The sequence below is a fragment of the Gordonibacter massiliensis (ex Traore et al. 2017) genome (assembly GCF_019731765.1).
Classification (GTDB): Bacteria; Actinomycetota; Coriobacteriia; order Coriobacteriales; family Eggerthellaceae; genus Gordonibacter; species Gordonibacter massiliensis.
Window position 1 is genome coordinate 111,264 of record NZ_JAASIO010000005.1, and the last position, 20,116, is coordinate 131,379.

The 20,116-nt window shown below is 68.3% G+C and carries 17 protein-coding genes; 16 read left to right on the plus strand and 1 reads right to left on the minus strand.

All coding sequences use genetic code 11. From position 1 onward, the window contains the following. The first annotated feature begins 52 nt into the window (after positions 1–52). The 4 genes from sppA to HCH03_RS07945 all read left to right on the plus strand — a co-directional run bounded on the left by sppA (position 53) and on the right by HCH03_RS07945 (position 5,089). On the plus strand, positions 53–1,108 hold the full coding sequence (gene sppA / locus HCH03_RS07930) for a signal peptide peptidase SppA (RefSeq protein ID WP_221689057.1): 1,056 nt from the start codon (positions 53–55) through the stop codon (positions 1,106–1,108). Further along, positions 1,089–3,143 carry a methionine--tRNA ligase gene (locus HCH03_RS07935; RefSeq protein WP_221689058.1) on the plus strand — a complete coding sequence of 685 codons (2,055 nt, stop codon included), beginning with the start codon at positions 1,089–1,091 and terminating at the stop codon, positions 3,141–3,143. Before sppA ends, HCH03_RS07935 begins: the two co-directional genes overlap by 20 nt. A 182-nt stretch (positions 3,144–3,325) precedes the next feature. Then, entirely contained in the window at positions 3,326–3,802 is a 477-nt protein-coding gene (rnhA, locus tag HCH03_RS07940; RefSeq protein WP_221689059.1) for a ribonuclease HI, read from the plus strand. A 171-nt stretch (positions 3,803–3,973) separates the two neighbouring features. Beyond that, on the plus strand, positions 3,974–5,089 hold the full coding sequence (locus HCH03_RS07945; protein ID WP_221689060.1) for a coiled-coil domain-containing protein: 1,116 nt from the start codon (positions 3,974–3,976) through the stop codon (positions 5,087–5,089). Positions 5,090–5,566: 477 nt separating this feature from the next. On the opposite strand, the gene yihA is transcribed toward HCH03_RS07945, so the two are convergent. Further along, the gene (yihA, locus tag HCH03_RS07950) at positions 5,567–6,148 is read right to left on the minus strand and encodes a ribosome biogenesis GTP-binding protein YihA/YsxC (protein ID WP_185904799.1); all 582 of its coding nucleotides are present in this window, start codon (positions 6,146–6,148) and stop codon (positions 5,567–5,569) included. A gap of 240 nt (positions 6,149–6,388) precedes the next feature. Between yihA and HCH03_RS07955 the strand changes: the two genes are divergently transcribed. The 12 genes from HCH03_RS07955 (at position 6,389) to lgt (ending at position 20,071) form a co-directional block, all read left to right on the plus strand. Beyond that, positions 6,389–7,012 (plus strand): YbaN family protein, encoded by a 624-nt coding sequence (locus HCH03_RS07955; protein WP_221689061.1) that lies wholly within the window; start codon positions 6,389–6,391, stop codon positions 7,010–7,012. A gap of 7 nt (positions 7,013–7,019) precedes the next feature. Further along, complete coding sequence (gene cydC / locus HCH03_RS07960; RefSeq protein WP_221689062.1) at positions 7,020–10,643, plus strand: thiol reductant ABC exporter subunit CydC; 3,624 nt, start codon at positions 7,020–7,022, stop codon at positions 10,641–10,643. A gap of 485 nt (positions 10,644–11,128) precedes the next feature. Then, positions 11,129–11,959: a 30S ribosomal protein S2 gene (gene rpsB, locus HCH03_RS07965; protein WP_221689063.1), complete on the plus strand. Its 831-nt coding sequence runs from the start codon at positions 11,129–11,131 to the stop codon at positions 11,957–11,959. A 141-nt stretch (positions 11,960–12,100) separates the two neighbouring features. After that, positions 12,101–12,967 (plus strand): translation elongation factor Ts, encoded by an 867-nt coding sequence (gene tsf / locus HCH03_RS07970; RefSeq protein WP_080144987.1) that lies wholly within the window; start codon positions 12,101–12,103, stop codon positions 12,965–12,967. 588 nt (positions 12,968–13,555) lie between these two features. Then, positions 13,556–14,845 carry a UDP-N-acetylglucosamine 1-carboxyvinyltransferase gene (gene murA / locus HCH03_RS07975; protein ID WP_221689064.1) on the plus strand — a complete coding sequence of 430 codons (1,290 nt, stop codon included), beginning with the start codon at positions 13,556–13,558 and terminating at the stop codon, positions 14,843–14,845. 15 nt (positions 14,846–14,860) lie between these two features. Further along, positions 14,861–16,360 (plus strand): LCP family protein, encoded by a 1,500-nt coding sequence (locus HCH03_RS07980; protein WP_185904795.1) that lies wholly within the window; start codon positions 14,861–14,863, stop codon positions 16,358–16,360. 117 nt (positions 16,361–16,477) lie between these two features. Next, positions 16,478–16,714, plus strand: a complete 237-nt coding sequence (locus HCH03_RS07985; protein ID WP_080144990.1) for a NifU family protein — start codon at positions 16,478–16,480, stop codon at positions 16,712–16,714. Positions 16,715–16,729: 15 nt separating this feature from the next. Beyond that, the gene (locus tag HCH03_RS07990; protein WP_080144991.1) at positions 16,730–17,020 is read left to right on the plus strand and encodes a hypothetical protein; all 291 of its coding nucleotides are present in this window, start codon (positions 16,730–16,732) and stop codon (positions 17,018–17,020) included. Positions 17,021–17,179: 159 nt separating this feature from the next. Beyond that, on the plus strand, positions 17,180–18,070 hold the full coding sequence (pdxS, locus tag HCH03_RS07995; RefSeq protein ID WP_221689065.1) for a pyridoxal 5'-phosphate synthase lyase subunit PdxS: 891 nt from the start codon (positions 17,180–17,182) through the stop codon (positions 18,068–18,070). Between the two features lie 186 nt (positions 18,071–18,256). Then, on the plus strand, positions 18,257–18,853 hold the full coding sequence (pdxT, locus tag HCH03_RS08000) for a pyridoxal 5'-phosphate synthase glutaminase subunit PdxT (RefSeq protein ID WP_221689066.1): 597 nt from the start codon (positions 18,257–18,259) through the stop codon (positions 18,851–18,853). 73 nt (positions 18,854–18,926) lie between these two features. Continuing rightward, on the plus strand, positions 18,927–19,148 hold the full coding sequence (locus tag HCH03_RS08005) for a UDP-N-acetylmuramoylalanyl-D-glutamate--2,6-diaminopimelate ligase (protein WP_221689067.1): 222 nt from the start codon (positions 18,927–18,929) through the stop codon (positions 19,146–19,148). A gap of 83 nt (positions 19,149–19,231) precedes the next feature. Further along, positions 19,232–20,071, plus strand: a complete 840-nt coding sequence (gene lgt, locus HCH03_RS08010; RefSeq protein ID WP_080144995.1) for a prolipoprotein diacylglyceryl transferase — start codon at positions 19,232–19,234, stop codon at positions 20,069–20,071. Positions 20,072–20,116 lie beyond the last annotated feature (45 nt).

Here is a 20,116-nt window from a genome sequence, read left to right on the forward strand (position 1 = left end):
CGGTTCCCTGGCTCATGAGGTAGTATGATCCCAACCCAAACGAGGAGGGAACATGTCCCAGGACAGCAATTGGCAACAGCAGGTGTGGCAGCAGCCCGCCCAGCCGGGCGCGCCGGCTCCCCAGCCGCAACCGTATCCGCCGTACTACCAGCCCCAGCCGCCTAAGAAGAGCCGCGGCTGGATCGTCGCGCTCGTGGCGGTGCTGTGCGTGTTCGGCGTCATCGCGCTGGGCATGTGGTCGTGCACGTCGGCCGTGTCCTCGTCGTTCGGCACGCTGGGGTCGCTCGGCGCCTCCTCGTACGCCTCCGACGCCGACTACCTCACCTCCGACGCCATCGGCGTCATCGACGTGGACGGCACCATCCAGTACGACGGCACCACGTGCAGCCCCGAGGGTCTGAAGGCGCAGCTCGACCGCGCCGAGCAGAACAACCACATCAAGGCCGTGGTGCTGCGCGTCAACTCCGGCGGCGGCACGGCCACGGCCGGCGAGGAGATGGCCGACTACGTGCGCGGCTTCAGCAAGCCCGTCGTGGTTTCGAGCGCGTCCATGAACGCGAGCGCCGCCTACGAGATATCCAGCCAGGCCGACTACATCTACACGGCCAAGACCACGGCCATCGGCGCCATCGGCACGGCCCTGCAGATCACCGACCTGTCGGGCCTCATGGAGAAGCTGGGCATATCCATCGAGAACGTCACGTCGTCCGACAGCAAGGACTCCAGCTACGGCACGCGCCCGCTCACCGACGAGGAGCGCGCCTATTACCAGAACATGGTCAACCAGATCAACGAGACCTTCATCCAGACGGTCGCCGAGGGTCGCGGCATGAGCACCGACGAGGTGCGCGCGCTGGCCACCGGCATGACGTTCACCGGCATGGAGGCGGTGGAGAACGGCCTGGCCGACGAGATCGGCACGAAGGAGGACGCCGTGGCGAAGGCCGCCGCGCTCGCCGGCGTGTCCACCACCAAGACGGTGTCCTTGCAGAACCCCACGTCGAGCCTGAACGACCTGCTGAACCTGATGTCGTCCAGCCGCGTGTCGGCCGACGACTTGTCCCAAGCCCTGAAGGAGCTGGAAAACGATGGCAGCCTCGCCCGATAACGTACAACACCTGAGCGCCGCGCCCGCCGAGGAGCGCGTCGCCTGGCCGAAGCGCGCCGTGGTGACGGCGGGCATGCCCTACGGCAACAAGCCGCTGCACTTCGGCCACATCGCCGGCGTGTTCGTGCCCGCCGACGCCTTCGCGCGCTTCCTGCGCGACCGCATCGGGCCCGAGAACGTGCGCTTCATCAGCGGCACGGACTGCTTCGGCTCGCCCATCAACGAGGGTTACCGCAAGCTCGTGGAGGCCGGCGAGTTCGACGGCACCATCGAGGAGTACGTGCGGCGCAACCACGACGCCCAGAAGGCCACGCTCGACGCCTACGGCATCAGCCTGTCCATCTACGAGGGGTCCGGCATGGGCCACTCCGGCGACGTGCACCAGCTCATCAGCGAGAAGTTCATCGAGAAGCTGCACGAGAACGGGCATTTGCACAAGCGCGCCACGCTGCAGTTCTACGACGCCGAGGCCGGCACGTTCCTGAACGGCCGCCAGGTGGTCGGCCGCTGCCCCGTGCAGGGCTGCAAGTCCGAGCACGCCTACGCCGACGAGTGCGACCTGGGGCACAGCTACGCCCCCGAGGACCTCATCGCGCCGAAATCGTCGCTCACGGGCGCCGTTCCCGAGATGCGCCCGGTGGAGAACTGGTACTTCGACCTGCCCGCCTTCGGCGGCTTCCTGCGCGAGCGCACGGCCGAGCTCGAGGCCGACCCGAACGTCCGCCCCATCGTGCCGCAGGCCGTGAAGGAGTTTTTGGCGCCCCCCGTCGTCTACATCAAGAACGACGCGCGCGAGGCCTACGAGGCCGTGGCCGCCGACCTGCCGGCCCACGAGCTGCGCGAACCCGAGAAGGGCAAGCAGAGCTTCGAGATAGAGTTCAAGACCATCGACGACCGCGACGCGGCGCGCGACGTGCTGGGGCAGGCGGGCATCCGCTTCCGCACCGGCAAGGCGCTCGTGCCGTTCCGCATCACCGGCAACATCGAGTGGGGGGTCGCGGCCCCGGTCATCGACGGCGTGGAGGGCCTCACCGTGTGGTGCTGGCCCGAGAGCCTGTGGGCGCCCATGTCGTTCACCATGGCCGTGAACGACCAGATGGGGCTGCCGCGCGGCAGCTGGCGCGACTGGTGGTGCTCGGAAGACGCCGAGGTCTACCAGTTCATCGGCCAGGACAACCTGTACTTCTACGGCGTGGCGCAGCCGGCGCTCATCGAGGCGCTGCGCCCCGGCGACATCCTCGCTCCTGGCGTTACGGACAACCCCATCCGCCAGACGAGGCTCGTGGCGAACCACCACATCCTGTTCGGCGACAAGAAGGCGTCGTCGTCGGGCTCGTTGAAGCCGCCCACGGCCGACGAGCTGTTGGACTACTACACGGTCGAGCAGCTGCGCGCGCACTTCCTGGCGCTCGGCCTGGACCAGAAGTCCGTGGGCTTCAAGCCCAAGCCGTTCCTGTCCACCCCGGAGGAGCTGGCCGACCCGCGCGTGGCCGACCCGGTGCTCAAGGAGGGCGCGCTGCTCACCAACGTGTTCAACCGCCTGGCCCGCAGCTGCTTCTACGAGGCGCAGAAGAACTTCGAAGGCTACCTGCCGCTCGGCCGCCCCACGGAAGCCGCGCTCGCGCGCGCGAACGAGACGCTCGCGGCCTACGATCGGCTCATGCTGAAGGTGGAGCTGCACTCGGTCATGTCGCTCATGGACGAGTTCATCCGCTTCGCGAACAAGCACTGGTCCGACGGCATCCGCGCGGCCGAGCTCGAGGACGACGACGAGCTGCGCCGCCAGGTGCTCGTGGACTCGTTCTACCTGCTGCGCGTGGCCACGCTGCTCATGCACCCCATCGTTCCGGCGGGCACCGAGAAGATCTGCGACTACCTGAGCTTCGAGTTCGACGACTTCTTCAGCTGGAACTACGATTTGGAGAACGTGGACGAGCTGTGCAGCGCCGGCGAGATCGACGAGCGCCGCCACCGCATCCGCGAGCTGCCGCCCCGGTTCGACTTCTTCGAGAAGCACCCGTCGCAGTACAAGTAACCCGGAGGGGCTGTATCAAAGCGCCGTTTTCGCCAGTCGTGTAGGGCGAGGGCCCTGCCCTTGCCGCTCGACAAGCAACGTTTCCGCAGGGCAAGGGGAGAGCCCTCGCCCTGCGGAACGGCCAACGCGAACGGGCGTTTTGGCAGCTTTGATACAACCCTTCCTCTCTCGAAAGGAAACGCATGCAGGTAGAGATCTTCACCGACGGCTCGGCGCGGGGCAATCCGGGGCCGGGCGGGTACGGTGCGGTGATGCGTTTCGTGGACAGCGCCGGGCGCGCGCACGAGAAGGAGCTCTCCCAAGGCTACGAGCACACCACGAACAACCGCATGGAGCTCATGGCCGTGATCGCGGGCCTCGAGGCGCTCAAGCGGCCGTGCGACGTCATGCTGTACTCCGACTCGCAGTACGTGGTGAACGCCTTCAACCAGCACTGGGTGGAAGGCTGGCTCAAACGCGGTTGGAAGAACTCCCAGAAACAGCCCGTGAAGAACGACGATCTGTGGAAGCGCCTGCTCGCGGCCAAGAAGCCGCACAAGGTGGAGTTCGTGTGGGTGAAGGGCCACGCCGGGCACCCCGAGAACGAGCGCTGCGACGAGCTGGCCACCGCCGCCGCCGACGGCGAAGGGCGCATCGCGGACGAGGGGTTCGCCGGCTAGGGTTGCAGGGCGGACAGCTTCCTTCCGCTCTGGTTGCTCGATCGGCTTCCGACCGGCTGTTTTCCTGTGATGTTCCTGTATCGATACGGTAGAGACTCGGAAACGCCCCGGCAGTGTCTGCTAGACTGTTGCTCAACGTATAAGAGCAAAGAAGCAGGTGGAGGCCCCCACATGCAGCACAGTGCAACGCAGACGCGCGCCAAGGGCGCGCTGGCCGGTTTTCTCGCGGCGACGCTCGCCGCATCCCTTATGATCCCCTCGCTCGCGTTCGCCGAGCCCACGTCCGCCGAGAAGCAAGCCGAGGCCAGCGCCGCGCTCGCGTCCTTGAACTCCATGCAGGAGAAGCTAGACCAGGCGTCTGCCAATTACGGCACGGCGCTTCAGGAACAGCAGGAAGCCGAGCAGAATCGCGATGCCGCCCAGGCGCGCATCGACGAGGCCAACGATCAGATCTCCGACCTTCAGGACCGCCTCGGAACGCGTGCCCGCAGCATGTACCGCACCGGCAGCAGCTCGATCGTCGACCTGCTGTTAGGCGCCACGTCGTTCGAGGCTTTTGCGACGAACTGGGATCTGCTCAACCTGATGAACAACAACGACGCCGACCTCGTGCAGCAGACGAAGGACCTGCGTGCCGAGGTGCAGAAGCAGGAAGCCGTCTACGCCGAGCAGCAGCGCGTTGCCACCGACAAGGCAAACGAAGCGAAGCGCATCGAGGACGAGGCCGCATCCACGGTATCGGCCATGCAGGCGACCTACGATAGCCTGAGCGCAGAGGCCGCCGCCCTTCTTGAGGAAGAACGTGCTGCCCAGCAGGCTGCCGAGGCCGCGCAGGCCCAAGCGGTGGTCGAGGCATCGGCCCAGCAGGCTGCGAACAACAACGGCAATTCTGGCAATAACAATAGCGACGGCAACCAGCCCGACAACTCCTACACCCCGCCGTCGAACAACGGTCCCACGTACAATCCCGTTACGGGCAACGCCATTGTGGATCGCGCATACGGCTGCATCGGTCTGCCGTACGAATGGGGCGGCGTTGGGCCGAATGCGTTCGATTGTTCCGGGTTGGTGAGCTACGCTATCACGGGCAGCTTCTCCCGTTACGGCACCACCAACACGTTCATGGGATTCTCCCGGGTTAGCGATCCGCAGCCGGGCGATATATGCACGAGCTGGTCTCACTGCGGCATCTACATCGGCGGCGGCCAGATGATCCACGCTCCGACTTTCGGGCAACCGGTGAGCGTCGGTCCCGTGCAGGGCGACATGATCATCGTGCGTCCGTAGACGGGCTTTCACGCAAGGACTTGCGCGGCGAAGGGGCCTCGACGGCCCTGTCGACAAGCGAAGAACGAGCACCGGCGATCCTGCGATTCGCCGGTGCTCGTCGTTTGGGGCTTTCCTCCGCTCCGGTTTCTACCGATATCCTTCAAGACTTTGCCGTCGCTGGGGCGAATGCGTATCGGAGGGCCGTTTCAGAGCAAAAATGCCCCGAGGGCACCGCTGCGGCCTCGGTACGCGGATGGCCGAGCGGCATTTCTGCTGGTCGCTGTTTTCCATGGCGAGAAGGGCGCGTGCGAGCGTCCTCGAGAGCGCCCATGCACGCGGAAAACCGGTGCCCTCGGCTCGATTCTGCTCAAAAACGCGGTCGATCTTGCGCTCGACCGCCTTCGGGGTTCCCAAGATCCCGAATCGGCTGTGGTGCCGTCGTTTTCCTATCGTTGCGCGTCGAAGGCGCGCCCGCGCGGGCCGTTCGACCGCCGTCTAGCTCACGGCTTCCTTGATGATGCGGCGCAGCTCGTCGATGCCTTCGCCCTTCGCGGACGACGTCACCACCATCGGCGCGTCCTGACCCAGTTCCAGCTGGCGCTTGAGCGCGGCCTTCTGCTTGTTCTGCTGCTGGCGGGAGAGCTTGTCGGCTTTCGTGAGCGCCACGACGAAGGGAAGGTCGGCCTCGCGCAAGAACCGTATCATGTTCTCGTCCAGATCCGACGCCGCATGGCGGATGTCCACGAGCGCCACCACGAGCGCGAAGTCGCGATCCTGGTTGAAGTAGCCCTCGATGAGCTCCGACCAGCGTTCCTTTTCCGATTTCGACACCTTGGCGTAGCCGTATCCCGGCAGGTCCACGAAGCGCGCGCCGTCGCCGGCGAAGAAGTTGATGGTGGCCGTCTTGCCGGGCGTCTGCGACACTTTGGCCAGGCCCTTGCGGTTGAACAGCTTGTTCAGCAGGGACGACTTGCCCACGTTCGACCGACCCGAGAACGCCACCTCGGGCATCGTCGAGGGCTCCAGCTGGGCCGACGTGCCGAACGATCGCTCGAACGAAACGTTGTTGAAGTTCATGCTGCGCTCCTAACCGTTGGGAAGGCGGGCGCGAGGGCTCCACCCGTTCGTCTATGGTACCGGAACCCTGCCGGATGCGCGGCGAGAACCGATGTCCCGCCGTGTTTTTCCATGCTCCGCAACCCGGTCCTGGCCCACAAAGAAATTACCCAAGGTTTACTTTTCGCACGGGTTTCGCTATCATGCCAATAAGTTACCCATAGTAAACTATGGGGCGAACGGAGCGAAACGGAGGAATGGATGAAGGAGACCGAAGCCGCGCGCGCGAACGCGGCATCGCGGGAGATCGACGGCGTCGAGGACGCGTCGTGCGGTTGCGAAGCAGGGTCGACCCGGGCGGAAAGGGGCGCCTGCGAATCCCGGGACGCCGGCCCGGCGCGCGAGGCGAGGCCGCGCGGCGGCAAGGCCGTGCGCGCGCTCTGGGCGGCGGGCGGGTTCGCCGCGTTCGGGCTCGGCGCGCTCGGCGCCGTGCTGCCCATCCTGCCGACCACCCCGTTCCTTTTGGTTGCGGCGTTCTGCTTCACGCGCAGCTCCGAGCGTTCGCGCGCGTGGTTCCGCAGGACGAAGCTGTACCGCGCGGTGCTCGAAGGCTACGTGGCCAAGCGGTCGATGACCGTGAAGGCCAAGCTTTCCCTGCTCGTGCCCATCACGGCCGTGCTGGCCGTTTCGTTCGCGCTCATGGGCTCGGTGCCTGCGGGCCGGGTGGTCGTGGCCGTCGTATGGGCGGCGCACGTCGTCTACTTCGGATTCGTCGTCAAGACCGACCGGACGGCCGTCGCCTCGCCGAAGGCCGCAGGGGAGCATGCCGCGCTCGAGCGGGCGCGCGCGTCCGCGACGTTGCGGACCGACGGGGAAGGGGCCTAGGCGCGCCATGTTCGACAAGAGACTGCTCGCCCTCGTGCCGTCGGCGCTCAAGTTCATCGTGGCCGACGTGGCGTTCCAATGGATCGGCCTTCTGGCCAACATAGCCCTGTTCCTCCTCATCGGCTCGTTCTTGCAGGGCCTGCTTGCGGGTGGGGCCGACGTCTCGGCCTCGGTCGAGCTGGCCGCCGCGGCCGCGCTGGCCGTGGTCGTGCGCATGGCCTGCCAGACGCTTGCCCAGCGCATGGGCCTGGCCGCGAGCGAGGTCGCCAAGCGCGTCGTGCGCCAAGAGGTGTACGACAAGCTCGTGCGCCTGGGGCCCTCGTACCGGGAGCGCGTATCCACGAGCGAGGCCGTGCAGATCAGCGTGGAGGGCACCGAGCAGCTGGAGAGCTACTTCGGGTCGTACCTGCCGCAGCTCTTCTACGCGGTGCTGGCCCCGCTCACGCTCTTCGCCTGCCTGGCCCCGCTGTCGCTGCCGCCGGCCGTGGCGCTGCTCGTGTGCGTGCCCTTCATCCCCGCCTCCATCATGGCCATTCAGAAGGTGGCCAAGCGCACGATGAGGAACTACTGGGGGTCCTACACCGATCTGGGCGGCATGTTCCTCGAGGATATCCAGGGCCTTGCCACCCTCAAGATCTACCAAGCCGACGGGCGCGCCCACGAGCGCATGAACGCCCAGGCGGAGGGCTTTCGGCGCGCCACCATGCGCCTTTTGCGCATGCAGCTGAACTCCATCACCGTCATGGACCTGTTCGCCTTCGGCGGTGCGGCGGTGGGCATCGCCGTGGTTCTGGGGCAGTACGCGGCGGGTGCGGTGGCGTTCGGCGCGGCGTTCTCCATCGTGTTTTTGTCGGCCGAGTTCTTCCTGCCTCTGCGCACGCTGGGCTCGTTCTTCCACACCGCCATGAACGGCATGGCGGCCGCCGACAAGATGTTCGCCATCTTGGACGTGCCGGAGGAGCGCGACGGCGCGCGTTCCGTCGATCCGGCGCGTGCCGGTATCGTGTGCCGGGGCGTGGGCTACTCGTTCGACGGCGAGCGCGCGGTGCTTGCCGACGTGGATTTCGAGGCCCCGGCCGGCGGCTTCGTGGGCGTGGTGGGCGAGAGCGGCTCGGGCAAGTCCACGCTGGCCGGCATCGTCACCGGAGCGAACGCCGCCTACGAGGGCGCGGTGGAGCTGGGCGGCATCGACCTGCGCGACGTCTCGCGCGCGTCGCTGCGCGAGACGGTGACGGCCGTGTCGTTCGACAGCTACCTGTTCAAGGGTACCATCCGCTCGAATCTGCTGTTGGCGAAGCCGACAGCCGCCGACGAAGAGCTCTGGAACGCGCTCTCGCGCTGCCGCCTGGACGCCTTCGTGCGCGAGGCGGGAGGGTTGGACGCGCCCGTGGCCGAGGCGGGGCGGAACCTGTCGGGCGGCCAGCGGCAACGGCTGGCCATGGCGCGGGCGCTGCTGCACGACGCGCCCGTGTACCTGCTGGACGAGGCCACGTCGAACATCGACGCCGAGAGCGAGAACGCCATCATCGAGCTCGTGCGCGAGCTCGCCCGAGAAAAGACCGTCGTCATGATCTCGCACCGCCTGTCGGCCCTGCACGGAGCCGATCGCATCTACGTGCTGGAGGACGGCCGCGTGGCCGAGTCCGGCACGCACGACGAGCTGGCCGCTGCCGGCGGCCCCTACGCGCGGATGTGGGGGCAGCAGGCCGAGCTCGAGGCGTTCGGCCGCGGCGAGGTCGCGAACGCCGATCGCGCCGGAACGGAGATCGCGGGCGCGCGCCGCGCCGACCCGGGGGCTGCGGGCGCGTTCGCGGAGGATGCGGACACCGTGGCGAGTCCTTCCGTCTCCGCTGCTGCGGATTCCGCCACCCCCTCCTCGAAAACCTCCCTTTCCGCTTCGCCGGAATTCGAGGAAGTTGCCGCTGCGGCCGGCGCATCGCCCTCCGGCCGCGCCGCCTCCGCGAGCGAGGCCCCGCGCCGCTCGCATCTGTCGGTCATGCTGCGCCTGGTGGGGCTCACGCGTCCGCTGCTGCCCGTTATGGCGTTGGCCGTGGCCTTGGGCGTCGCCGGCTTCGCGGCGGCCATCTTCCTCACCGTGTTCGCCGCCTACGCGCTGCTCGACCTGGCCGGCCTGCCGCAGCCTGTCGCCGCGGGCGCGGCGATCGCGGCCCTGGCCGTGTGCGGCGTCGTGCGCGGTCCTTTGCGCTACGGCGAGCAGCTGTGCAACCACTATTTGGCGTTCCGCATCCTCGCGCTCGTGCGCGACCGCGTGTTCGCGGCCCTGCGCCGTTTGGCCCCCGCGAAGCTGGAGGGGCGCGACAAGGGCGACCTCGTGTCGCTCGTCACGTCCGACGTGGAGCTGCTGGAGGTGTTCTACGCCCACACCTTGTCGCCGGCGGTCATCGCGTTGGTCGTGTCGGCGGGCATGACGGCGTTCATCGGGTTCCAGTCGCCGGTGCTGGGCGGCGTGGCGCTGGCGTCGTACGCGGTCGTGGGGGTGGTCGTGCCCTTCGTCGCATCGAAGGCCAGCGGACGGGCGGGCCGCGTTGTGCGCGACCGCATCGGCGACATGAACGCATTCGTGCTGGACAGCCTGCGCGGCTTGGCCGAGACGCTGCAGTACGGCCGCGCCGCGGACCGCGCCCGCGAGCTGGACGAGCGCATGGCGGCCCATGCCGGCGTCGAGCGGCGCCTCAAGGGCGGCACCGCGCTGTTCATGGCGCTGACGGGCGCGCTCGTGGTCGCGTGCGACGTGGTCATGCTGCTCGTTTCGGCGGCGCTCGTGGGGCAAGGGGCCATCGACGCCGGCGCCGCCGTGTTGGCGACCTCCGCGCTCATGTCGTCGTTCGGGCCGGTCATAGCCGTGGCCAACCTGGGCTCCACGCTGCAGCAGACGCTGGCCTCGGGCGCGCGCGTCATCGACCTTCTGGACGAGCGCCCGCAGACCGACGAGGTGCTCGCGGGCGTGGACCTCGGCGGCTTCGACGGAGCGGCCGCGCGTCACGTGGACTTCTCCTACGGCGGCGCGCGCGTGCTCGAGCAGGTGGACGTGCGCATCGAGCCGGGCGAGATCGTGCGCGTGGCGGGTCGCAGCGGCGCGGGCAAGTCCACGCTGCTGAAGCTGTTCATGCGGTTCTGGGACGCCGAGAAGGGCGTCGTGGAGGTTTCGGGTTGCGACGTGCGGCGCGTCGACACCGCCAGCTTGCGCGCAGCGGAAGGGTTCATGACCCAGGAAACGCACCTGTTCGAGGGCACGGTTCGCGACAACCTCGTGCTCGCGCGCCCCGACGCCACCGACGAGCAGCTGGCCGACGCCTGTGCGAAGGCGTCGCTCGCGGGCTTCGTCGAGCGCCTGCCGCAGGGGCTCGACACGCCGGTGGGCGAGTTGGGCGACGCGCTTTCGGGCGGAGAGCGCCAGCGCATCGGCCTGGCGCGCGTGTTCCTGCACGACGCCCCCTTCGTGCTGCTCGACGAGCCCACGAGCAACCTCGACAGCCTGAACGAGGCCGCGGTGCTGCGCGCGCTGGCCGACAACCGTGCCGGCAAGACCGTGCTCCTCGTCAGCCACCGCGCCTCGGCAGCCGCCGTGGCCGACCGCACCTACTCCGTGGAGCGCGGCCGCGTGTCGTAGGCCGCGCGCGGGTCGCGCGCCTTTCGACCGCGTGCGGACGGCGGGCCCGCGCCGATCCCGGCTTGGCGACAGGGGGAGGGGCTTCGAAACGCACGCTTTTCGCCGCAATGTTGCGTTGAGGGGGCGGCGCACGTCGCCTCAACGCTTCGTCGCTTGCGTTTTCGCAGGTTGGCAATCGTCGGAGTGCGCCTTCGGGCTCGAGGGCACCTCGAATACGCAACATTGCGGCAGATAACGTGCAGAAAGCCTCACCGTCGCTGCGCTCGGCCGGCGCGCCCGCATGTTGGCGGCGCTCGCAAGCGGCCGTGCGTGCGGTTTTTCCGCGCCGGCGCGCGCAGGGGGTTGCAATCGAGGGGCGCTGTGGTAAGATTCAACAGTTTCTAATTACGCATGCTTGCGCGACCCGCGTCCGCCAGTGGCCAACCGAAAAAGGCTGCGGATACCGGGGATGACCGCAGGCAGAGGACTAACGAATGGAGAGAGCAATGACGAAAGTCAGCATTCAGACGCTGCTCGACGCGGGCAGCCACTTCGGCCATCAGACGCGCCGTTGGAACCCCAAGATGAAGCCCTACATCTTCGGCAGCCGCGGCGACATCTACATCATCGACCTCAAGCAGACGCTCTACGGCCTGGACGCGGCCTACACGTTCGTGTCCGAGATCGCCCGCAAGGGCGGCACCGTGCTGTTCGTGGGCACGAAGAAGCAGGCCCAGGAGGCCGTGGCCGACGCCGCCAACAAGTGCGGCATGCCCTACGTGAACGCCCGCTGGCTCGGCGGCATGCTCACGAACTTCGTCACCATCCGCTCCCGCGTGACCCGCATGGAGGAGCTGGAGGCCATGGAGGCCGACGGCCGCATGGCGGTGCTGCCGAAGAAGGAGCAGATCCTGCTGCGCAAGGAGCTGGGCAAGCTGCAGACGAACCTCAACGGCATCCGCAACATGAAGCGCGTGCCCGACGCCATCTTCGTCATCGACACGAACCGCGAGACCATCGCCATCCACGAGGCCCGTCGCCTGAACATCCCCGTGGTGGGCACGCTCGACACGAACTGCGACCCGGACGACGTCGATTTCGGCATCCCGGCGAACGACGACGCCATCCGCTCCGTGCGCCTGCTGGCCGACTTCGTGGCCGACGCCGTGATCGCGGGCGTGGGCGTGCCGGTGACGGCCGCCGAGATCGCCGCCCCGGCTGCCCCCGAGGCCGCTCCCGCCGCCGAGGCCGCCCCGGCCCCCGAGGCCGCTGCGCCCGAGGCCGCTCCGGCTGCCGAAGCCGCCCCCGAGGCCGCTGCCGCTCCCGCCGCCGAATAGGCTGCTGCGGCGAACCTGCGCTCCGCCGCCGGCGGTTCGCAGGCATTTCGAACGTTAAGAGACGCGCCCTCATCCCGGTTCGGCCTGAGGGCGCTTCCGCCCGGTGCCGCCTGCGCGGCGCCGTAGAGAGAAAGGATCAACGTGGCTGACATCACCGCATCCATGGTCAAGGAGCTCCGCGAGATGACCGGCGCCGGCATGATGGAGTGCAAGAAGGCGCTCGTCGAGGCCGAGGGCGACCTGGACAAGGCCGTCGACGTGCTGCGCACCCGCGGTCTGGCCGCCGTCGCCAAGAAGGCCGGCCGCGCCACCAACGAGGGCACGGTCATGGCCATCGTCTCCGACGACGCGAAAACCGGCGCCGTCGTCGAGCTGAACTGCGAGACCGACTTCGTGGGCATGAACGACAAGTTCAAGGCCTACGCCGAGAAGATCGCGAACGCCGCGCTGGCCGCCAAGCCGGCCGACCTCGACGCGCTCAAGGCCGTCGACGCCGACGGCGAGACGGTCGAGGCCGTGGTCACCGACGCCATCCACACGCTCGGCGAGAACATCCAGCTCGCCCGCTTCGCGGTGGTGGAGGGCGGCGCCGTGTCGTCCTACATCCACGGCGGCGGCAAGATCGGCGTGCTCGTGCAGTTCGACGTGGAGGGCATCGACCCCGCGTCCGACGGCTTCAAGCAGTACGGTCGCGACGTGGCCATGCAGGTGGCCGCCGCCGCGCCGGTCGCCGCGACCCGCGACTCCGTCGACCCGGCCATCGTCGAGCACGAGAAGGCCATCTACATGGCTCAGGCCGCCGAGTCCGGCAAGCCCGAGGCCATCCAGGAGAAGATGGCCGTGGGCCGTCTGGAGAAGTTCTTCAAGGAGAGCACCCTCACCGAGCAGGCCTACGTGAAGAACCCGGACCAGACCGTGGCCGAGTACACCGCCGAGGTTGCCAAGAACCTGGGCGGCGAGATCAAGATCGTCGACTTCAAGCGCTTCGTGCTTGGGGAAGAGGCGTAGGGTTCGTTCAACGCATCGAGTTGTCGCAGGACCCGGGAGAGATCCCGGGTCCTTTTTCGTAGGGGCGGGCTGCTGCCCTTCCGGTGCGGTCGGTGCGGGCGAAGCCGCCCGTGCGGCGAGCGCATCGTAGGGCCGGCCACGGGAAGGGCGATCGGCGCGCGGGCCTGGCCGGGGTTGTATTGGAAGCCGCAAAAACATGCGCCCTCCGAGGCCGCCCTGTAGGGCAAGGGTTCTACCCTTGCCGTCAACCTGCGGAAACGTTGCCTGTTGAGCGGCAAGGGCAGAGCCCTTGCCCTACAAAGCAAGCGAAGCGGCGCTTTCGATGCAACCCTGTCGCTGCGCTCGCCCGCCGGGCGCGACTTGGACGGCAGTTTTCGCGCTTCGCGCGAACGGGCGCTCTGGAGAGCGCCCCTCCGTATACCTTCCCTGCCGCTCGCTCCTTCTGCTTTCGTTGTGAAGGCCCGCTTCGCGCGGGCCTTCGGTTCCTATAATGGACGGATGACGATACCACCGCGCCGCGAGGGCGGCGCGCGGACGATAGACGAGCGAAGGCCCGGCCGTCGCAGGCCCGGGCGCGAAGGAACACCCATGGCTGAAGAAATCATCATCGTGCAGGGCACGGGCGTGCTCACCGGCGAGGTGCCCGTGTCGGGCGCGAAGAACTCGGCGCTCAAGCTCATGGCCGCCGCCCTGCTGGGGCGCGGCACCACCGCCATCCACAACGCCCCCCTCATCTCCGACATCGCCATCATGGCGGAGGTGCTGCGCTGCCTGAACGCCCGCGTGGAGCGCGAGGGGCACACGCTCGTCGTGGACACCGAGCCCGTGGACAAGTGGGAGACCCCCTACGAGCTGGTGTCGAAGATGCGCGCGAGCATCGCCGTGCTGGGCCCGCTCATCGGACGGTTCGGCCAGGCGCGCGTGGCCATGCCGGGCGGTTGCCAGATAGGGGCCCGCAAGATCGACATGCACCTGGTGGGGCTGGAGGCCCTGGGCGTGGAATTCGTGGTGGACCACGGCTTTCTGGAGGCCACCACGCCGCACGGCCTGACCGGCGGCCACGTCGTGCTCGATTTCCCCAGCGTGGGCGCCACCGAGAACCTGCTCATGGCGGCCGTGACGGCCGAGGGCACCACCACCGTCGAGAACGCGGCGCGCGAGCCCGAGATCGTCGACCTCGTGAACATGCTCAACGCCATGGGCGCGCGCGTGAGCGGCGGCGGCTCGTCGCTCATCGAGGTGGAGGGCGTGCCGCTTGCGGCCATGCACCCCTGCGAGCACACCACGGTGGGCGACCGCATCGAGGCGGGCACGTTCCTCACCGGCGGCGCGCTCATGGGCGGCCCGGTGACGGTGCGCGGCATCGACCCCGCCTACCTGCGCATGGCGCTCATGAAGCTGGAGGCCATGGGCTGCGACGTCGAAGTGGGCTTGGACTGGATAACCGTGCGCCGCGAGGGGCCGCTCGCCCCCATCGACCTGCAGACGCTTCCGCACCCCGGCTTCCCGACCGATCTGCAGGCGCAGTTCATGCTGTTGGCGGCGCGCGCCGAGGGCACGTCGGTCATCACCGAGAACGTGTTCGAGAACCGCTTCATGTTCGCCAGCGAGCTCATGCGCATGGGCGCCGACATCGTCATCGAGGACCACCACGCCCTCGTGCGCGGCGTGGACGGCCTGCAGGGCGCCGACGTGTCGTCCACCGACCTGCGCGCCGGCGCGGCGCTCGTGCTGGCGGGCGTGTCGGCGGAAGGCGAGACGCGCGTGCACAACATCGCGCACATCGACCGCGGTTACGAGAACTACGCGGGCAAGCTCTCCGCGCTCGGCGCCGACGTCGTGCGCGCCGCGGCGGACGACGCGCTGCCCGCGTGCTAGCGGGGTAGGGCGCCCATGTTCGGCCGGAAGAAGGGGTTCACCGCAACCCAATCGAAGCTCACGTCCCATCGCATGAGGTCGGCGACGCTCGGCACGCACGTGCCGCGGCGCATCCGCCCGGCGTCCGCGCGCATGAACGCCGACGCCGTGGGATTCTCCAGCTCGCGCAAGAAGAAGCGCGCGGCGCGCGGCGTCGTGGACACGCTGCTGCCCTCCACGGCCACGCGCGAAAGCTCGTCGGATTACAGCCGCCGCGTGGGGCGCCGCGAGTTCACGCAGGAGATACAGCGCAGGGCGCGCATCCGCCGCATCGTCGTGCTCGTGGTCGCCGTGGCGGTGGTCGCCGTCGTCGCCGGCGGCGTGGGCCTGGCCACGTTCTTCGGCTCGGTCGACGGGAAGATGGGCCTGGGCGACTCCGATGCGAAAACCGCGCTGACCGCGCCGAAGGAGGCGGGAGCCTGGTACGCGCTTTTGGCCGCCGACCTGGGAGCAGCGTCGGCGGCGCAGGAAGAGGAGGGGCCCGACGCCCTCGTGCTCGCGCGCGTGGACGAGGGCTCCCGCGCGGTCACGCTCGTCTCGATACCCGCGAACCTGCGGGTGGCGCTCAAGGACGGCAAGATGCATCCTTTGCGCGAGGCCGCGGCGCAGGGCGACGCGGCGCTCGTGACGGCCGTGGCCGGGTTCGCGGGCGTGAACATAGCCCATTACGTGAAGACCGACGCGGCGGGCATCGCCGACCTCGTGGACCATCTGGGCGGCATCGAGGTGAACGTGGAGCAGGAGGTGGACGACCCCGCGGCGGGCGACACCTATCTCGCCCCGGGCGTCCAGACGCTCGACGGCGCGGCGGCCGTCACGTTCCTGCGCGCGCAGAACTTCACGAACGGCATCGACGACCAGGCGAAGAACCAGCGCGCGTTCTTGGCGTCGCTTGCCGCGCGCATGCTGGAGGACACCGGCACGCTGTCCTTCGCCTCGCTGCTCGACGCCGTGGGGGCGGACTTCAGCACCGACGTGCCGGCCTTGGACGCCATCAAGCTGGCCGGGGCGCTGGGCGGCCTCGATGCCGCGTCGGTGCAGGGGGCGATCGTGCCCGGGTACGAGACCACGCGCGACGACGTGCGCTACTACGTGTCGTCGAGCGACGCGTGGACGGAGATGATGGGATTGGTCGACAAAGGCCAGCCGCCCGTGGTGGACGAGGACGCCCATCCGCAGGTCGACCGGGGCGGTTTCAAGGTCGAGGTGCGCAACGGAGCGGGCATCACCGGCGGCGCGGCCCAGGTGGGCGAGCTGCTGGCCGCGGAGGGCTTCGCCGTGTCCGGCACCGGCAACGCCGACAGCGCCGAGTTCCCCGAGACGCTCGTCATCTACGACGGCGACGAGCACAAAGCGCAGGCCGACGAGGTGGTGGCGGCCCTCGGCACGGGCCGCGCGATCGTGGGCGCGGGCTACTACGACTACGACTCCGACGTGCTCGTCATCATCGGCCGGGATTGGAAACCGGTGGCGTAGCGACGCATGCGTCCAAGCGATGCCGTCCGCGTGCATTTTGCGGCTGTGCGCGGCACGCTCGCCGCGCTATGGTAGAATCGGCACCCGAGAAACATCATTTCGACGAAGGAGATACCCATGGTGGAGAAAACCGACGTGGCTGCCGTCCTGGAGCTCATCCGTCCGAGCCTGCAGGCCGACGGCGGCGACGTGAAGTTCGTTGACGTGGACGCCGACGGCGTGGTCTCGGTGGAGCTGCAGGGCGCCTGCAAGGGCTGCCCCATGTCCGAGATGACGCTGGCGAACGGCGTGGAGCGCATTCTGAAGGAGCGCGTGCCCGGCGTGACGAAGGTCGTCGCCGTCCACGAAGCTTAAGCGAAGGGCGGGACCATGGCGAATTGTTGGGAGAGGCGCGGCTGCGACGACGAGATGATGTCGCGCTGCCCGCACAACACTCCCGGCGAGCCGTGCCCGGCCGACTGCCACTACGCCGCCTGCGACAGGCCGACGCACGTGGTGGCGACCGACTTCGCCGTGCTGCTCAACCCCGAGCGGCACTACGATGCGGCCGTGAAGGAGGTGTGCCGCTTCTGCGAGCACTTCCTGGAGCACGGCCCGAACATCGCCGACGCGCCCTCAGACGGGCCGCGCGTCGGCAACCCGAACCGCTTCCTGCTGTAAGGCGGGCCGTGGGAGCGCCGCAGCCGGCCGCCTGTTCGTTTCCGGGCTGTTCGGCGCCGCTTTTTCGGGTATCATATTCCAGGCAAGAACGCGCGGCCGTCCGGCTGAAACCGGGCGGCCGCGCTGCACGCAGGACCATCCACGGAACCAGGAGGAAGCATGACCGAGCAGGAAAGCGGCACGCTGAAGGTGAAGACCGGCTTCGCCGAGATGATGAAGGGCGGCGTCATCATGGACGTCGTGAACCCCGAGCAGGCGAAGATCGCCGAGGACGCGGGCGCCGTGGCCGTCATGGCCCTGGAACGCGTTCCCGCCGACATCCGCGCGCACGGCGGCGTGGCGCGCATGAGCGACCCCACCATGATCGAGGGCATCGTCGCGGCCGTGTCCATCCCCGTCATGGCGAAGTGCCGCATCGGGCATTTCGTGGAGGCGCAGGTGCTGCAGAGCCTGGGCGTGGACTTCATCGACGAGAGCGAGGTGCTCACCCCGGCCGACGACGAGTACCACGTGAACAAGTGGGACTTCGACGTGCCGTTCGTGTGCGGCGCGCGCAACCTGGGCGAGGCCCTGCGCCGCATCGCCGAGGGCGCGGCCATGATCCGCACGAAGGGCGAGCCGGGCACGGGCAACGTGGTGGAGGCCGTGCGCCATATGCGCACCGTGACCACCGACATCGCCCGTATCAAGGGCCTGCGCGACGAGCAGCTGTTCACGGCTGCGAAAGACCTGCAGGCGCCCTACGAGCTGGTGAAGTGGGTAGCCGAGCACGGGAGCCTGCCCGTGGTGAACTTCTCGGCCGGCGGCATCGCCACGCCCGCCGACGCGGCGCTCATGATGCAGCTGGGCTGCGACGGCGTGTTCGTGGGCAGCGGCATCTTCAAGTCGGGCGATCCGGCCAAGCGCGCCCGCGCCATCGTGGAGGCCACGACGAACTACGACGATCCTGACACCATCGCCCGCGTCTCGCGCGATCTGGGCGAGGCCATGGTGGGCATCGAGATCTCGGACATCCCCGAAAACGAGCTCATGGCCGGCCGCGGCTGGTAAGGCGGGGTTCGGTTCCGCCGTTCTCCGAACGGCGGAACGACTCGACGCTGCGGCCCGCCCTCGTGCCCGATCTCGCGGCGATGCCGGGGGCTCGCGTACCGAAGTACGCTTCGCCCCCGGCCTCCCCACGATCTCGGGCACGAGGGCGGGCCTCGCTGACTTACTACGCCAACTAGGAAGGTCTCAATGGAACCTGCGAGAAAAACTATCGGCGTTCTGGCCCTTCAGGGCGCTTTCCGCGAGCATCGGCGGATGCTCGACGGGCTGGGGGCCGACACGCGGCTCGTGCGCTGGCCGGGCGAGCTCGAGGGGCTCGACGGCCTGGTGATCCCGGGCGGCGAGTCCACGGCCATCGCGAAGCTCCTGGACATCCACGGGATGTACGGGCCGCTGCGCGCCGCCCACGGGTGCGGCATGGCCGTGTTCGGCACGTGCGCCGGTGCCATCCTCATGGCGCGCGACATCGAGGGCGCCCGCCCCGACCAGGAGCCGCTCGCGCTCATGGACGTGCGCATCCGCCGCAACGCCTACGGGCGGCAGATCGACTCGTTCGAAACGACGGTGCCGTTCGCGGGCGTCGAGGGCGGTCCGGTGAAGGCCGTGTTCATCCGCGCCCCGCGCTTCGCCGATCTCGGCTCCGGCGTGCGGGTGCTCAGCGCGGCCGACGACGGCGAGCCGCTGGCCGTGCGCGAGGGCCGCGCGCTGGCCGTGGCGTTCCACCCCGAGCTCACCGACGACGTGCGCGTGCACGCCTATTTCCTTGGAAGCGTGGTCGGCGCGTGACGTTTCGCTTCGGGGAAGTCTGCTACAATGAGGTTCGTTGGCGGACCCGGCGAGGCGAAGGAGCGTGAGGCGCATGAGTCAGACCATTACCTGCCCGGCATGCGGCGCGTCCGATCTGGACGTGTGCTGCTACGACTCCATGATGGTCGTGCGCGCCGATCTCGCCATGTTCACGCTGCGCTGCTCGTCGTGCGGGGCCAAGGTGTCCAGCATGCAGTCCATACCCTCGCAACTGCGCGAGGAGGTGCGGTTCGCCGCCATAGAGGTGGGCGCCGGCATGGGACGGGATCGTTGATGCCCGGGAGCGTATAATCCAACGAGAACGAAACGAACGTGCCGCCGATTGGGCGGCACGTGCTTGTTTGCGAAAGGGAAACGATGCTCAACGACCTTTACTGGAACATTGACCCCATCCTGTTCAGCCTCGGGCCCATCACCGTGCGATGGTACGGCGTGGCCTACGTGCTGGGCTTCGTGTGCGCGGCGGTGCTCATCTGGCGTCTGGCGAAGCGCTGGCGCATCCGCGTGGACGCCGACGCGCTGCTCACCATCATGTTCTGCGTCGTCATCGGCGTCATCGTGGGCGGCCGTTTGGGCTACGTGCTGTTCTACGGCAACGGCTGGGAGTATTACCTCCACGATCCGCTGGAGATCATCGCGTTCAACCACGGCGGCATGAGCTTCCACGGCGGGCTGGTGGGCGCGCTGCTCTCCGGCATCGCGGCGGCGAAGCTCACGGGTATTCCGTACCTCACGCTGGCCGACCTGGGCTGCGTGGCGGCTCCCATCGGCCTGTTCTTCGGGCGCTTGGCGAACTTCGTGAACGGCGAGCTGTGGGGCGGTCCCACCGACCTGCCGTGGGGCGTGGTGTTCGGCGGGGCGGCGGGCACCATGCCCCGGCATCCCTCCCAGCTCTACGAGGCCCTGCTGGAGGGCGTGCTCATCTTCATCGTGCTGTTCCTGCTGTCGCGTAAGCGCCCGCCGCGTCCGCGCGGCACGTTTCTGGGCGTGTTCCTCATCCTGTACGGTTGTTGTCGTTTCGGCATCGAATTCGTGCGCCAGCCCGACGTGCAGCTAGGATATCTGTGGGGCGGTTGGCTGACCATGGGCCAGCTTCTGTCCGTCCCGCTCGTGCTCGTGGGCGTCGGGGTGCTCGTTTATGCGCTTCGGATGAAAAAACCGCAAGCGGGTCTTCCCGAATTGACACAGGCAGAGTAACATATAAGCCGTACTATCAAGAAGACGAACCTGAAACCCGAACGG